The following is a 14,430-nucleotide window of genomic DNA, read 5'->3' as shown; positions in this document are numbered from 1 at the left end:
CGTCACTGACGCCACGGCGCGGGTGGAACTCGAGCACCAGGAGAAGCGGGACCTGTGACAATCATCAATCAGCCCGAGCCGGCGGCTGAGGACTCGAGCGAGAACGAGCTTCTCATCCACCGGAGGCAGCCCGGCAATGTCGTCGTCAAGTGGCTGACGACCACCGACCACAAGACGATCGGCACGCTGTATCTGTCGACGTCCTTCGCGTTCTTCCTGATCGGCGGCGTGATGGCGCTGCTCATTCGGGCGGAGCTGGCGCGCCCCGGAATCCAGATCATCTCCAACGAGCAGTACAACCAGGCGTTCACGATGCACGGCACCGTGATGCTGCTGATGTTCGCCACCCCGCTGTTCGCGGGGTTCACGAACTGGATCATGCCGCTCCAGATCGGCGCGCCCGACGTGGCGTTCCCCCGGCTGAACATGCTGGCCTACTGGCTGTACCTGTTCGGCTCGCTCATCGCGGTCAGCGGCTTCATCACTCCGCAGGGCGCGGCCGACTTCGGCTGGTTCGCCTACTCGCCGCTTACGGACGCGGTCCGCTCGCCCGGTGTCGGCGGTGACCTGTGGATCATGGGCCTGGCCTTCTCCGGCTTCGGCACGATCCTCGGCTCGGTCAACTTCATCACCACGATCATCTGCATGCGCGCTCCGGGCATGACGATGTTCCGAATGCCGATCTTCGTATGGAACGTGCTGCTCACCAGCGTGCTGGTCCTCTTCGCCTTCCCCGTGCTCGCGGCGGCGCTGCTGGCGCTGGAGGCGGACCGCAAGTTCGGCGCCCACGTCTTCGAGGCGGCCAACGGCGGACCCCTGCTGTGGCAGCACCTCTTCTGGTTCTTCGGCCATCCAGAGGTGTACATCATCGCGCTGCCGTTCTTCGGCATCGCCACCGAGATCATCCCGGTGTTCTCCCGTAAGCCGATCTTCGGCTACATGGGCCTGGTCGCGGCCACGATCGGCATCGCCGGTCTGTCCGTGACCGTGTGGGCGCACCACATGTTCGTCACCGGCGGTGTACTGCTGCCGTTCTTCTCCTTCATGACGTTCCTGATCGCGGTCCCCACAGGCGTCAAATTCTTCAACTGGATCGGCACCATGTGGCAGGGCTCGCTGTCCTTCGAGACACCGATGCTCTGGACGACCGGCTTCCTCGTGACGTTCCTCTTCGGCGGTCTGACCGGCGTCATCCTCGCCTCGCCCCCGATGGACTTCCACGTCTCGGACACGTACTTCGTGGTCGCCCACTTCCACTACGTGGTCTTCGGCACGGTCGTCTTCGCCATGTTCGCCGGCTTCCACTTCTGGTGGCCCAAGTTCACCGGCAAGATGCTGGACGAGCGGCTCGGCAAGATCACCTTCTGGACGCTGTTCGTCGGCTTCCACGGCACCTTCCTGGTCCAGCACTGGCTGGGCGCCGAGGGCATGCCCCGCCGCTACGCCGACTACCTGGCCGCCGACGGCTTCACGGCCCTGAACACGGTCTCCTCGATCTCGTCGTTCCTGCTCGGCCTGTCCATGCTTCCCTTCTTCTACAACGTCTGGAAGACGGCGAAGTACGGCAAGCCGGTCGAGGTGGACGACCCGTGGGGCTACGGCCGTTCGCTGGAGTGGGCGACCTCCTGCCCGCCGCCGCGCCACAACTTCGTCACCCTGCCCCGCATCCGCAGCGAATCCCCGGCGTTCGACCTGCACCACCCGGACATCGCGCGGGCGGAGCGCGAGGCGTACGCCATCGGGCACTGAGTCCGGAGACCACCATGACCAGACTGCCGGGGCAGGAAGCCGAAGGCGCCGGCCTCGGCAACGAGGTCGAGGGATATCTGCTGTGGCAGGCCACCATCGCGGTGGCCGAGCAGCGGGCGCGGGAGTTCGTCGAGCGCATGGACTGGCTGACCACGGCGCAGCGCGAGGAGATCGAGCAGCTCTACGTCTCCGACAGCCTGCGCCGCGCCAAGCAGGACCTGGAGCGCATCGCGGCCCGCTGCCGGTCGCTGCGGAGCGAGTACGAGGAGCGCTATCGCGTGTTGCGGCTGCGCTGTGTCGGATACACGCTGGGCGCGGCGGCCGGTCTCACCACGGCGGCGGCCGCCGCGCTGGCGCTGAGCCGCTGAGTGGCTTGCCGTGGACCTCCCAGAGGAGGTCCACGGCACCACGTCCTACGAGCAGTGGCTCCAGGATCAGCGCGACGCCTGAACCCACCGACGTACGACCGAGGGCCGGTTTCGGATTACTCCGAAACCGGCCCTGATCTGTGACTGTCTCCGGTCTGAGCCGGGCGGACACCGATGCCCAACGGACGGAACCCTGTCCTGCCCAGCTCAGGAGCACTCAGGGAGTGTGGATCACATCCACGTTGGTCACCTTCGCGCAGACCGCGAATGCCTGGAGCGTGCCTGGGTTGTTGGGGTCACTGTTCGTGGCGTAGGCCCACCACGTCTCGTTGCCGATCGGCCTGCTGGCCGCGAGGTTGTAGCGCTGGACGTACGAGTTTCCGGCCTTCACCTCGGCGCCGCCGCCCGTGAGGACCTCCCCCGCCGGACACGTGGCCGAGGCCGCCGCGTCACCGGCATATCCATTGCCGGGCGACACAGGCAGCGTGACCGTCTTGCCCTCGACGATGTGCATCGTTCCCGTACCGGCAGCTGTCGCGAAGCCAGTCGGTCCGACCAGCATCGCCGCAGCCGCCGCTGCCACGAGACCGCACTTCACCGCGCGCTTGACCACTGGGGTCTCCTTACCTTTCTGCGGCGAGAGGGGGAGCCCCCTCCGCTCGATCACCATGCTGGCGTCAGACATGACCGACACGCCCGAATGAAGAAGATAAGAGCCCTTTCCGTGGAATCAACCGAAAAAACCGCTTAAAGATCCACGCGATGGGGATCCTTAAGGGCTTTCCGAATACCCATCCAGCGGTGAGTCGTTCGAATTCTGAGGGGCTGCCCGGCGGGTCTCCTCCGCGGTCCCGCACCCGACCGCCCTGTCACCCGAATGGCGCAACATGACGTGTCACCCACATGGAGGTATCTCAACCTGAAAAGTGCCCCACCGAGGCAATCCGTGAAAGGGAAACCAAATGCACATTCGACGAATCCTCGCCGCCGTCATCGCCACGACAGCCCTCGCCGGACTCGGCCTCACGGGGGCCGCCACCGCCACCGCGCAGGGTGCCGCGTCCTACGTCACCCCTTCCGAGTGCAAGCAGGGCGGTGGAACGCCCGATCTGACGGACAACCTGTGCAAGGGCGGCTCGCACAACGGCGAGAAGATCGACTAACCCCACGCGGGGGCGTCCCGCGGCCACGCGCCGCGGGACGCCCCCGCGCGAGCGCAGCCGGGAGAGTCGCAGAAGCCATGCCGACCCGGTACGCCAGGTCCGAGGGGCGACGTCGATGTCCTTGGCGTCGGGAACTGCCCACCCGGGGCCGCGTTGTGTCCGCGCAGACCGGGGGTTGAGGAGGAGACGGGCCGTACCCGCCTCCGACCGTACCGGCGGGCGGCTGCCCCGCGCGGTCCTCTAACGCGGTTCGTGGGCCGCCGCCCGGCAGGCACCGGTCGCTGCGCCGCCCGCCACTCCGGCACCGGTCAGCCCGGTCACACAACTCTGCAGGTCTCCGACCACGCCACGGCTGCAGGCCGCTGTGACGGAGTCGGACGCGGTGGCACCGGCCAGTTCGGCCATCCGTGTGCAGGCGGGGATGTCCGCCCGGACCGCGGGAGCGGCGAGGACCGCACCACCGAGGGTGAGGGTCAAACCGGTGAGGGCACCGGCGATACGGGTCGACGTGCGCATGGGACACACCTGCCTTCCGGGGTGGGCGCGCGGTCCTGGTCCCGGCGGGCCGGATCCACGCCGTACGGACGCCTGGCGACGCCCGGTGAGTGAGGCCCCGGCCGGCGGCCTCACAGACTGACCGCACCGTTCCGCGTCGCGTCCATGGAGCCGGACCGGGACATGGTCGCCAGGCCGAAGGAGAGGGCCCCGGACCGGATGAGACGCACTCGGACCTCCACTCGCGGGCCCCTCACTCCAGCGTCGCATCCTCTCCCCCGCCCGTCCTGGGCATCCGGGAGAGGGCCGCGCTGAGTAACCGCGATCGCGCGAAGCGCGGTAGCCGACCCGTCCGGCCGACCGGTGGATCGGGCGGCCCAGCTTCCCGCCCGGCCTGTCCCCTGCACACCGCCGGGCGGGGCCCGACCGAGCCCAGGTCGGGGATGGCCCGTAGTCGCCGAAATCGGCCACGAGGAGCTACGCCGCCAGGACCTCCGGCGCACCGGCCCGATCTGGTTCGCCGAGGCGGAAGTACAGGTTCACGGATCGCCGGACATGACCCGCCGAGCCGGTCAAGGCTCCCGGTCGGCAACTGGTCCCCCGACAACGGCCGAGGGCCGGTTGCGGATTTCTCCGTAACCGGCCCTCACCAGCGACTTCGTAAAGTCGGGACGACAGGATTTGAACCTGCGACCCCTTGACCCCCAGTCAAGTGCGCTACCAAGCTGCGCCACGTCCCGATGCTGTTTGACCTGGGGTTTCCCTGGTCGAAACGCGCAGGGAAACTCTACCGCACTCGGGTCGGTGCTCGCGCACCGGTCGGTTGTTGACCTCAAGCGGGCTTGAGGTTGCAGGATCGTCGGCATGACGATCACAGCGGACCACGGCTACGACGATCTGCCCCGGCTGATGAGCCTGATGACCGGCGACGAGAAGCACGACTTCGCCGCGACCTCCACGCTCGACGTGCTGTGGGTGCTCTACGACCGGGTGCTCGATGTCACCCCCGAGCGGGCGGAGGCGACGGACCGGGACCGGTTCCTGCTGAGCAAGGGGCACGGGCCGATGGCGTACTACGCCGTGCTCGCGGCGAAGGGTTTCGTGCCCGAGGAGTGGCTGCCCGGCTTCGGGTCGTACGACTCGCCGCTCGGGCATCACCCGGACCGGGTGCTCGTGCCGGGGGCCGAGATCGGCAGCGGATCGCTCGGGCACGGGCTGCCGCTCGCCGTCGGCAGCGCGCTCGGGCTGCGGGCGCAGGGGCTCACCGATCCGGCCGTGTGGGTGCTGATCGGGGACGCCGAGCTGGACGAGGGCAGCAACCACGAGGCCATCGCCTACGCCGGGGCCGCCGGTCTGGACCGGCTGCACACCGTGGTCGTGGACAACGCCTCCGCCAGCCACGCCCTGCCCGGCGGCATCGCCGCCCGGTTCGAGGCCGCGAACTGGTCCACCTCCACCGTCGACGGACGTGACCACGCCGCGCTGTACGAAGCCTTCACCGCCCCGCACCCCGGCCGCCCGCACGCGGTCGTCGCCCGGGTGGAACCGAAGAACGCCCGCTGACGGATCAGAAAGGCCCACCCTCGTGGAAATCATGGAAACCATGCGTGACCGGTTCAGTGCCGTCGCCTCCCGGCTGCTGGACGAGGACCCGCGGGTCGCGGTCGTCCTCGCCGCGATCGGCCGGGACGCGTTCACGGCCGCCGCCCGCCGCCACCCCGACCGGCTGATCAACGTCGGCATCCGCGAGCAGCTCCTCGTCGGCGCCGCCGCCGGGCTGTCGCTCACCGGGATGCGGCCCATCGTGCACACCTTCGCCGCCTTCCTCGTGGAGCGCCCCTTCGAGCAGGTCAAGCTGGACCTCGGCCACCAGGACACCGGAGCGGTGCTGGTCAGCGCGGGCGCCTCCTTCGACTGGCCGGCCGGTGGCCAGACCCACATGTCGCCCGGCGACGTCGCCCTCCTGGACACGCTGGACGGCTGGACCGTGCACGTCCCCGGCCACCCCGACGAGGCCGAGACCCTGCTCCGGCACGCCGTCGCGGCGGGCGACGACAAGGTGTACGTACGCCTCTCCCTCCAGCGCAACCGGCTTCCCCTCCCGGTCGACGGCGCCCGCTTCCACACCGTGCGCGAGGGCCGCGCCGGGGTCGTCGTCGCGGTCGGCCCGATGCTGGACGCCGTCCTCGCCGCGACCGAGGGCCTGGACGTGACGGTGCTCTACGCGACGACCGTCCGCCCCTTCGACGCGGCCGCCCTGCGCCGGGCCACCGAAGCGGCCGGCACCGACGTGGTCCTGGTCGAGCCCTACCTCGCCGGAACCTCGACCCGCGTCGCCACCGAGGCCCTTGCCGACGTCCCGCACCGCCTGCTCGGCCTCGGCGTCGGCCGCCGCGAGCTGCGCCGGTACGGCACGCTGGACGAACACCTCGCCGCGCACGGGCTGGACGCCCGCGGCCTGCGGGAACGGATCGGCGCGTTCGTCGGGGCGGGCGCGGTCAGCGCCTAGCGCTCCTGCGGCACCCCCAGCCCCGGATGCTCCTCCAGCAGCCGTATGGGAGCCGCCTGGCGCCAGGAGTCGGCGAGGATGTCCCGCAGTTCGTCCTCGCCGTCCAGCGCCGCGAGTCTCGCCCGCACCCAGGCGAAGCTCGCCTCGTGGTCCGCGATCCAGAACTTCTCCGGCTCGGCCAGCACCAGTTCGTCCCGCTCCTCCTTCGGGCAGCGCACCGCGAGGGAGGTCTCCTCCTCCGGGAGCGTGGCGAACATCTTCCCGGCCACCCGGAAGGTGGGCATGCTCCAGGCCGTCTTCTCGGTCGTGTCCGGCAGGGACAGGGCGATACGGCGTACGTCTTCTGCGTCCGGCATGCAACGCACCGTAACCCCCGGCACTGACAACGGCCCCGGCTCAGCCCTCGGCCGCGGCCTGCCCCAGCGCCTCCAGCACCGGCCGGATCAGCGGATGCCCCTCCGCGCCCCGGCGCACGGCCGCGAACACGCGCCGGGTGGGGGCCACCCCGTCCACCGGCCGTACGACCACGCCCGTCAGGTCCATGCCGCGCAGCGCGGAGCGGGGTACGAGGGCCACGCCCGCGTCGGCCGAGGCCAGCGCGACCACCGCGCGGAAGTCGTCGGAGGAGTGCTCCAGCCGCGGCTGGAACCCCGCGCTCTCGCAGGCCAGCACCACCACGTCGTGACAGGGGTTGCCGGGATACGGCCCGATCCACGGGTCCTTGGACAGCTCCGCGAGCGGCACCTCGGCATCGTCGGCGAGCCGGTGCCCGAGCGGGACGACGGCGTCGAACGGCTCGGCGTACAGCGGGAGATGGGTCAGCCTGGGGTCGTCGGCGGGCGGCGCTCCCCGGTACTCGACGGCCACCGCCACATCCACCTGACGGTCCAGCAGCATCCTGAGGCTCGCGTCGCCCTCCGCGTCCTGCACCCGGATTCCTATGCCGGGCGCCGACCGGCCGAGCCGGGCCAGGGCGGGCGCCACGACCTGGGCGATCCCGGTGGCGAAGGCGGCGACGGTGACCGTCCCGGCCTCGCCCTTGCCGTACGCCGCCAGCTCCGCCTCGGCCCGCTCCAACTGGGCGAGGACGGCGTTGGTGTGGCTGAGCAGGATCTCGCCGGCCGGGGTGAGCCGTACGCCCTTCGCGCCGCGCTCGACCAGGCGGTGGCCGGTCTCCTGCTCCAGCGCCGTGAGCTGCTGGGAGACGGCGGAAGGGGTGAGGTACAGCGCGGCGGCCGCCGCCGTGACCGTGCGGTGGTCGGCCACCGCACGGAGGATGTGGAGCCGCCGCGCCTCGATCATGCCGCCATTATCGCAAGGCGGCCGTGCTGGTCAGCCCGCCAGCTCGGCGCGGGCCGCGATGAAGGCGTCCACGGCACGGTTGACGTCCTCGGTGGAGTGCGCGGCGGAGAGCTGGACGCGGATGCGCGCCTTGCCCTGCGGGACCACCGGGTACGAGAAGCCGATCACGTACACCCCGCGCTCCAGAAGGAGTTCGGCCATGCGGCCCGCCTCGGAGGCGTCGCCGATCATCACCGGGGCGATGGCGTGGTCGCCGGGGAGGATGTCGAAGCCGGCCTCGGTCATGCGGGAGCGGAACAGCGCGGTGTTCTCGGCGAGCCGCACCCGCAGGTCGTCGGCCGACTCCAACAGGTCGAGGACCTTCAGCGAGGCGGCGGCGATCACCGGGGCGAGGGTGTTGGAGAACAGGTACGGGCGCGAACGCTGGCGCAGCAGGGCGACGATCTCGGCGCGGGCCGCGACATAGCCGCCGGAGGCGCCGCCGAGGGCCTTGCCGAGGGTGCCGGTGATGATGTCGACGCGGTCCATGACACCGTGCAGCTCGGGCGTGCCGCGGCCGCCCGCGCCGACGAAGCCGACGGCGTGCGAGTCGTCGACCATGACCATCGCGTCGTAGCGGTCGGCCAGGTCGCAGATCTCGGCGAGCGGGGCGACGTAGCCGTCCATGGAGAAGACGCCGTCGGTGACGATCAGCTTGCGCCGGGCGCCGCCCGCGTTCGCCTCCTTGAGCTGGGTCTCCAGGTCGGCGAGGTCGCGGTTGGCGTAGCGGAAGCGGCGGGCCTTGGACAGGCGGATGCCGTCGATGATGGAGGCGTGGTTGAGGGCGTCGGAGATCACCGCGTCCTCCGCGCCGAGCAGGGTCTCGAAGACACCGCCGTTGGCGTCGAAGCAGGAGGAGTAGAGGATCGTGTCCTCCTGGCCGAGGAACGCCGAGAGGCGGGCCTCCAGCTCCTTGTGGACCTCCTGGGTGCCGCAGATGAAGCGCACGGAGGCCATGCCGTAGCCCCAGCGGTCGAGCGCCTCGTGGGCGGCGGCGATCACCTCGGGGTGGTCGGCCAGGCCCAGGTAGTTGTTGGCGCAGAAGTTGAGGACCTCACCGGGGCGCCCGCCCCGGGTGACCTCGACGGTCGCGGACTGCGGGGTGCCGATGACGCGCTCGGGCTTGTGCAGTCCGGCGGCGCGGATCTCGTCGAGGGTGGCGCGGAGGTCGTCGCGGACGGTGTCGAACATGGGGGCTCCTTCGAAGGTGCTGACGGGGGTTACGCGGTCCAGTCCAGGATCACTTTGCCGCCCTTGCCGCTGGCCGCGTCCTCGAAGGCCGCCTCGTAGTCGCGGTAGTCGTACCGGCCGGTGATCACGGGGGCGAGGTCGAGGCCGCCCTCCAGGAGGACCGACATGGCGTACCAGGTCTCGAACATCTCCCGGCCGTAGATGCCCTTGATGGTGATCATCGAGGTGACGATCCGGGACCAGTCCACCGGGAACTCCTGTGCCGGCAGGCCCAGCATGGCGATGCGGCCGCCGTGCGTCATGTTGGCGATCATGTCGCGCATGGCCTCGGGGCGGCCGGACATCTCCAGGCCGATGTCGAAGCCCTCACGCAGGCCCAGCTCCCGCTGACCGTCCGCGATGGTGGAGCGCGAGACGTTCAGTGCCAGGCTCACTCCTATCTTGCGGGCCAGTTCGAGGCGCTCCTCGCTGACGTCGGTGACGACGACGTTGCGGGCGCCCGCGTGCCGGGCGACGGCCGCGGCCATCAGGCCGATCGGGCCCGCGCCGGTGATCAGCACGTCCTCGCCGACCAGCGGGAAGGACAGCGCGGTGTGCACGGCGTTGCCGAACGGGTCGAACACGGCGGCGATGTCCAGGTCCACGGGGACCCGGTGCACCCACACGTTGGAGGCGGGCAGCGCCACGTACTCGGCGAACGCGCCGTCGCGGCCCACGCCCAGGCCGATGGTGGAGCGGCACAGGTGGCGGCGGCCGGCGAGGCAGTTGCGGCACTTGCCGCACACCAGGTGGCCCTCGCCGCTGACCCGGTCGCCCACCCGGATGTCGGTGACGTCGCGGCCGGTGGACACGACCTGCCCGACGAACTCGTGGCCCACGGTCAGCGGGGTGCGGATGGCCTGCTGCGCCCAGCCGTCCCAGGCCCGGATGTGGAGGTCGGTGCCGCAGATGCCGGTCCGCATGACCTTGATGAGCACGTCACCGGGACCCACTTCGGGCTCGGGGACGTCCATGAGCCGGAGACCGGGCTCCGCCTTCTCCTTGACCAGCGCCTTCAACGCTACGGCTCCTGTGGGTGAGGCCCGGCCGTACGGGCTCGCCGAGGCGTCCGCACCGGGTCCGAGGGGTGGAATCACCCCGCAATCTGCCGTACGCGCCGACCGGAATCCATCGAGCTTTTCTTAACCGGCGCCACAGGTTTCCTTCACGCGTCGGGAGCTTCGGCCCAACTCCAGTCCTATTTGCGTTCGTTCAGATGGGCAGACCGTCGTCGGCGGCCCGTTCGATGCGTACGGCGAGTTCGGCGGCCATCCCCTTGATGGCCTCAAGCCCGGACCTGCCCCAGGTGCGCGGCTCGGTGTCGGCGGCGCACACGGTGCCGAGCACCATGCCGGAGCTGTCGATCAGTGGGGCGCCCATATAGGAGCGGATGCCGAGGTCGTCGACGATGGGGTTGCCGGCGAAGCGGGGGTAGTCACGGACGTCCTCCAGCACGAGGGCTTTGTGGCGGACGACCACATGGGGGCAGAACCCATGTTCGCGGGGCAGCACCCGGCCGGTGCCGTCCTCGCGGGTGAGGGGGCCGGTGGGCGGGGCGCTGAGACCGGCGAAGAACTGCTGCTGCTCGCCGATGAAGTTGACCATGGCGTACGGGGCGCCGGTGACCTGGGCGAGGTGGTCGGCGAAGGCGTCGAGCGCGGGTTCGGCGCGCTCCCCGAGGCCGAGGCGGCGCAGCCGGGAGGTACGGGCCGGGGCCTCCTTGTCCTCCGGCGTGAGCAGCAGACCCCGGACCCGGCGGACCGGTTCGTACATCATGGCCGCGCTCCCTGGACGGGGGCTCCCTGCACGGGCACGGGCGCCGGGACGTGGGCGAGGAGGTGGCGTACGAGGGTGAGCAGGGTCTGCACGCCGGAGCTGGAGATACGGGCGTCGCAGGGGACGACCGGGACGGCAGGGCTGAGGTCGAGTGCGGCGCGTACCTCGTCGGGGTCGTAGCGGAAGGCGCCGTCGAACTCGTTGACGGCCACGATGAAGGCGACGCCGCGTTCCTCGAAGAAGTCGACGGCGGCGAAGCACTCCTCCAGGCGGCGGGTGTCGGCCAGGATGACCGCGCCGAGGGCACCCTCGGACAGCTCGTCCCACATGAACCAGAACCGTTCCTGGCCGGGGGTGCCGAACAGGTACAGGACGTGCCGGGGGTCGAGGGTGATCCGGCCGAAGTCCATGGCGACGGTCGTCTCGACCTTGTTCTCGATGCCGTCCAGGTTGTCGGTGGCCGCGCCGACCGTGGTGAGCAGTTCCTCCGTGCTGAGCGGCGCGATCTCGCTGACCGCGCCCACGAAGGTCGTCTTGCCCACGCCGAATCCGCCCGCCACCAGGATCTTGAGCGCGGTGGGGAACGGGTCGGAGCTGTACGGGTCAGAGCTGTCGTCGTAGTCCATCGAGCACTGCCTCCAGCAGAGACCGGTCAGTGGGGTTGTGGTGGAAGGCGGGGGGCTTGGTGGTCAGCGCCCCGCAGTCGACGAGGTCCGAGAGCAGCACTTTGGTGACCACGGCCGGCAGTCTCAGGTGCGCGGCGACCTCGGCGACCGACACGGGCGCGCGGGACAGGTCGAGCACCTGCGCGTGCTCGGGGCCGAGATAGCCGAGCGGCGAGACTCCGGTGGCCATCACCTGGGAGATCAGGTCCAGCGCGACGCTGGGTTCGGTACGGCCGTTGCTGACCGTGAACGGCCGCACCAGCCGCCCGGCCGCGTCGTCGAGCCAGGGCCCGTCGCCCACGGCGGCCACGCTCACGTCTGCATCGCCGTCGGGTCGGCGGCGGGCTGGCGGGGCGCGGTGACGAGGTACGGGCGGACGCTCTTGACCAGCATCGCCATTTCGTAGCCGAGCACGGCGGCGTCGGCCTCACGCCCGGCGAGCACGGCGAGACAGGTGCCGGAGCCCGCGGTGGTGACGAACAGCAGCGTGGAGTCCAGCTCGACCACGACCTGCCGCACCTCCCCGCCGTCCCCGAAACGGACACCCGCGCTGCGGCCCAGCGAGTACAGGCCGGAGCCGAGCGCGGCCATGTGGTCGGCGCTGTCCGGGTCCAGCCCGTGCACGGACTTCACCAGCCCGTCGCAGGACAGCAGCACCGCGCTGCTGGTGTGCGGCACGCGCTGCACGAGGCCGCTCAGCAGCCAGTCGAGGTCGGATGCGTGGGCGGTCGGCGCATCGCTCGCCATGGTGGATCGACTCCTTGGGGTACGGGGGGCTGCGGGAGCGGTGGGGGTCGTGGGGGCGGTGGGGGTGTGCGTCATGCGGGGGGCGCGCTCCTGTCGAGGGGGCCGGGGGGCATGTGGTCCGGCTCCATGTGGTTCCGCTCCATGTGGTTTCGCTCCGAAGGGGGCGACACGGTGTGGTCCGGCTCCATGGGGGTGGGAGCCATGTGGTCCGGCTCCGTGGAGGGCAGCGCCGTGTGGTCCGGCTCCATGGGGGGCGGCTCCATGGGGGGCGGCTCCATGGGGGGCGGCTCCATGTGGCCCGCCTCCACAGGCGCGACCTCCCTGTGCGGCGCCCGCATGGGCCCGGCATCCATGTGCGCGACAACCATGTCTTCGACGCCCAGGCGGGAAGGCTCCGTATGCGTGCCCTCCATGTACGCCGTCTCCGAAGGCTCCGCCTCACCGGGCGGCACCTCCCCGAACCCCTCCCCCGCCGCCTCCAGGCTCTGCTGGGACTCCGCCAGCCCGATCCCGCGCTGGAAGGCGGCCATCAGGCCGGGGTCGTGGCCCACGACAACATCGTTGTCCTGACGCGGTACGGGCCCGCCCCGGAGCTGCGGAACGATGTGCTCCTGGGCACGGCGGCGGGGAAGCGAGGGCCTCTCCGTGGCCGACGGCGCCGCACCGACTCGCGGCGTCGGCAGCACGCCCGCGTCGGCCTCCACCACGGCCCGCTCCCCGGCGCCGATACCGGGCACCGCCTCGGCGGGGTTGGCCCGCTGCTCCTGCGCCCCGCGCATGGGCAAGGCAGGCGGCGCGGCAGCCTCACCGCTCCCCCGCCGAGCCACCTGCCGATGCCGCCCGGTGGCCGGAGCACTCGGTGTACTCGGTGTACTCGGAGCAGCGGCTCCCACCGCCCCGGCCACCGCGGCCCCCGGACCAGCAGCCTCCTGACCGGGTCCCGCCGCAGCCCCCTCAACCCCCGGCACAACCCCCGCCGACGCCCCCAACAAGCCCTGAGGCACGACCAGTACCGCCTGCACGCCCCCATAGATGTTGGTCTGGAGACGTACTGAAATCCCATGCCGACGGGCGAGCTGAGAAACCACGTACAGACCGATGCGGCCGTCCGCCAGGAGGCTGGCGACGTTGACCTGGTCGGGGTCGGCAAGCAGGGCGTTCATCCGGTGCTGTTCCTCGACCGGCATCCCGAGTCCCCGGTCCTCGACCTCGATGGCCAATCCTGAGGTCACCAGGTTGGCGCGGAGCAGGACTTGGGTCTGCGGGGCGGAGAACACCGTGGCGTTCTCGACGAGTTCGGCGAGGAGATGGATGACGTCGGCGACGGCGTGCCCGCGCAGTTCACCCTCGACCGGCGGAACGAGCTTGACCCGTGAGTACTGTTCGACCTCGGCGATGGCGGAGCGCAGCACCTCGGTCATGTCGACGGGGTTGCTCCACTGGCGCCGGGAGACGGCGCCGCCGAGCACCGCGAGGTTCTCGGCGTGGCGGCGGATGCGGGTGGCGAGGTGGTCTACGTGGAAGAGCCCCTTGAGCAGGTCGGGGTCCTCGATCTCGTTCTCCAGCTCGTCGAGGATGGAGATCTCCCGGTGCACCAGCGACTGGAGCCGCCGGGCGAGGTTGACGAAGACCTCGAGTTTCTGTTCGTTGGCGGCCTGGCTGGAGAGCTGGGCCGCGCGGACGACTGCGGTGACGGCGCCGTCGTGCGCGCGGGCCAGGTCGGCCGCGAGGAGTTCGAAGTCGTCGGCGTCCTCGGGCGGCCGGCGGCGCGGTTTGCCGCGGGGCGGCGGCTCGCCCCGGCGCAGCGCGTCGACCAGGGCGCGCAGGTCGGCCTCGCCGCGGGCGGCGTTGCGGCGCAGGGCGCCGACGCGGTCCCCGACGGAGCGGGCAGCGCGGCCGGCGGCCACGGCGGCGAGGGCGATGGCGGCTCCGGCGACCCCGGCGGTGAGGGCGAGCACCGCCCAGAGAGCGAGGCCGGTGTGCGCCCCACTGGAGCGGACGGTGAACACGACGGCCGCGGTGGCGGCGAGGGCGACCGCGACGGGCGGGAGTACGGCGAGCCGCATGAGCTGGGGCCGAATGAGCGTCTCGGGCAGTGCGGGAGCGGGTCGGGCGACCGGTCTCCCGTGCCGGCCGCCCTCTCGGCGGTCGGCACGGGAGACCGGTGCGCGGAGGTGAGACATCTGCGTCCTCGTACTGGTCCGTCGGGCCTGGCGTCGGAAAGAAAAGGGAAAAGAAAAGGGCCCTGAGTTGTCCGACGGGAATTCACCGTAGTTGCCTGTGCCGTAGGTGCGGCGGGCAGTTGACAAAGTCTCCCGGCCTGCGTCCCGCTCTGGTATGAGGCGTCGTACGCCCGATCGATAAAGCCGGTGAATTTCCGCGTCAGA

General features: G+C 70.9%; 16 protein-coding genes and 1 tRNA gene. 5 read left to right on the top strand and 12 right to left on the bottom strand.

Features of this window, described 5'->3' with window-relative positions; translation table 11 throughout:
• Positions 1-54 precede the first annotated feature (54 nt).
• Together ctaD and E5082_RS27480 are read left to right on the top strand one after the other, a co-directional pair.
• A complete protein-coding gene (ctaD, locus tag E5082_RS27485) occupies positions 55-1,749 on the top strand; it encodes an aa3-type cytochrome oxidase subunit I (RefSeq protein ID WP_135793947.1) in 1,695 nt (564 codons plus the stop codon).
• Between the two features lie 14 nt (positions 1,750-1,763).
• Complete coding sequence (locus tag E5082_RS27480; RefSeq protein ID WP_135793946.1) at positions 1,764-2,117, top strand: cytochrome C oxidase subunit I; 354 nt, start codon at positions 1,764-1,766, stop codon at positions 2,115-2,117.
• Between the two features lie 217 nt (positions 2,118-2,334).
• On the opposite strand, the gene E5082_RS27475 is transcribed toward E5082_RS27480, so the two are convergent.
• Positions 2,335-2,802: a hypothetical protein gene (locus E5082_RS27475; protein ID WP_135793945.1), complete on the bottom strand. Its 468-nt coding sequence runs from the start codon at positions 2,800-2,802 to the stop codon at positions 2,335-2,337.
• 277 nt (positions 2,803-3,079) lie between these two features.
• Between E5082_RS27475 and E5082_RS27470 the strand changes: the two genes are divergently transcribed.
• Complete coding sequence (locus E5082_RS27470) at positions 3,080-3,280, top strand: hypothetical protein (RefSeq protein ID WP_135793944.1); 201 nt, start codon at positions 3,080-3,082, stop codon at positions 3,278-3,280.
• Positions 3,281-3,520: 240 nt separating this feature from the next.
• Here E5082_RS27470 and E5082_RS27465 read toward each other — a convergent pair whose 3' ends face one another.
• Together E5082_RS27465 and E5082_RS27460 are read right to left on the bottom strand one after the other, a co-directional pair.
• On the bottom strand, positions 3,521-3,796 hold the full coding sequence (locus tag E5082_RS27465; protein ID WP_135793943.1) for a hypothetical protein: 276 nt from the start codon (positions 3,794-3,796) through the stop codon (positions 3,521-3,523).
• A 645-nt stretch (positions 3,797-4,441) separates the two neighbouring features.
• Positions 4,442-4,515: transfer RNA gene (locus tag E5082_RS27460), tRNA-Pro, on the bottom strand.
• A 124-nt stretch (positions 4,516-4,639) separates the two neighbouring features.
• On the opposite strand from E5082_RS27460, the gene E5082_RS27455 reads away from it, so the two are divergent.
• Positions 4,640-5,338 carry a thiamine pyrophosphate-dependent enzyme gene (locus tag E5082_RS27455; RefSeq protein ID WP_135793942.1) on the top strand — a complete coding sequence of 233 codons (699 nt, stop codon included), beginning with the start codon at positions 4,640-4,642 and terminating at the stop codon, positions 5,336-5,338.
• A 31-nt stretch (positions 5,339-5,369) separates the two neighbouring features.
• Positions 5,370-6,284, top strand: coding sequence for a transketolase family protein (locus tag E5082_RS27450; protein WP_135793941.1), 915 nt, complete (start codon positions 5,370-5,372; stop codon positions 6,282-6,284).
• Here E5082_RS27450 and E5082_RS27445 read toward each other — a convergent pair.
• The 9 genes from E5082_RS27445 to E5082_RS27405 form a co-directional block, all read right to left on the bottom strand.
• Positions 6,281-6,640, bottom strand: coding sequence for an MmcQ/YjbR family DNA-binding protein (locus E5082_RS27445; protein WP_135793940.1), 360 nt, complete (start codon positions 6,638-6,640; stop codon positions 6,281-6,283). The genes E5082_RS27450 and E5082_RS27445 overlap by 4 nt on opposite strands.
• A gap of 40 nt (positions 6,641-6,680) precedes the next feature.
• Positions 6,681-7,586, bottom strand: coding sequence for a LysR family transcriptional regulator (locus tag E5082_RS27440; protein WP_135793939.1), 906 nt, complete (start codon positions 7,584-7,586; stop codon positions 6,681-6,683).
• 30 nt (positions 7,587-7,616) lie between these two features.
• On the bottom strand, positions 7,617-8,816 hold the full coding sequence (locus E5082_RS27435; RefSeq protein WP_135793938.1) for a glycine C-acetyltransferase: 1,200 nt from the start codon (positions 8,814-8,816) through the stop codon (positions 7,617-7,619).
• A 29-nt stretch (positions 8,817-8,845) separates the two neighbouring features.
• Complete coding sequence (gene tdh, locus E5082_RS27430; RefSeq protein ID WP_135793937.1) at positions 8,846-9,874, bottom strand: L-threonine 3-dehydrogenase; 1,029 nt, start codon at positions 9,872-9,874, stop codon at positions 8,846-8,848.
• A 193-nt stretch (positions 9,875-10,067) separates the two neighbouring features.
• Complete coding sequence (locus E5082_RS27425) at positions 10,068-10,631, bottom strand: GAF domain-containing protein (RefSeq protein ID WP_086693386.1); 564 nt, start codon at positions 10,629-10,631, stop codon at positions 10,068-10,070.
• Positions 10,628-11,257 carry a GTP-binding protein gene (locus E5082_RS27420; protein ID WP_135793936.1) on the bottom strand — a complete coding sequence of 210 codons (630 nt, stop codon included), beginning with the start codon at positions 11,255-11,257 and terminating at the stop codon, positions 10,628-10,630. Before E5082_RS27420 ends, E5082_RS27425 begins: the two co-directional genes overlap by 4 nt.
• On the bottom strand, positions 11,235-11,606 hold the full coding sequence (locus E5082_RS27415) for a DUF742 domain-containing protein (protein ID WP_135794032.1): 372 nt from the start codon (positions 11,604-11,606) through the stop codon (positions 11,235-11,237). Before E5082_RS27415 ends, E5082_RS27420 begins: the two co-directional genes overlap by 23 nt.
• 2 nt (positions 11,607-11,608) lie before the next feature.
• The gene (locus E5082_RS27410; RefSeq protein WP_135793935.1) at positions 11,609-12,043 is read right to left on the bottom strand and encodes a roadblock/LC7 domain-containing protein; all 435 of its coding nucleotides are present in this window, start codon (positions 12,041-12,043) and stop codon (positions 11,609-11,611) included.
• A gap of 71 nt (positions 12,044-12,114) precedes the next feature.
• Positions 12,115-14,226, bottom strand: coding sequence for a sensor histidine kinase (locus E5082_RS27405; RefSeq protein ID WP_135793934.1), 2,112 nt, complete (start codon positions 14,224-14,226; stop codon positions 12,115-12,117).
• Positions 14,227-14,430: the final 204 nt, after the last annotated feature.

It is taken from the genome of Streptomyces griseoluteus, assembly GCF_004784465.1.
Taxonomy (GTDB): domain Bacteria; phylum Actinomycetota; class Actinomycetes; order Streptomycetales; family Streptomycetaceae; genus Streptomyces; species Streptomyces griseoluteus.
This window is presented reverse-complemented; position numbering and strand designations above follow the sequence as displayed.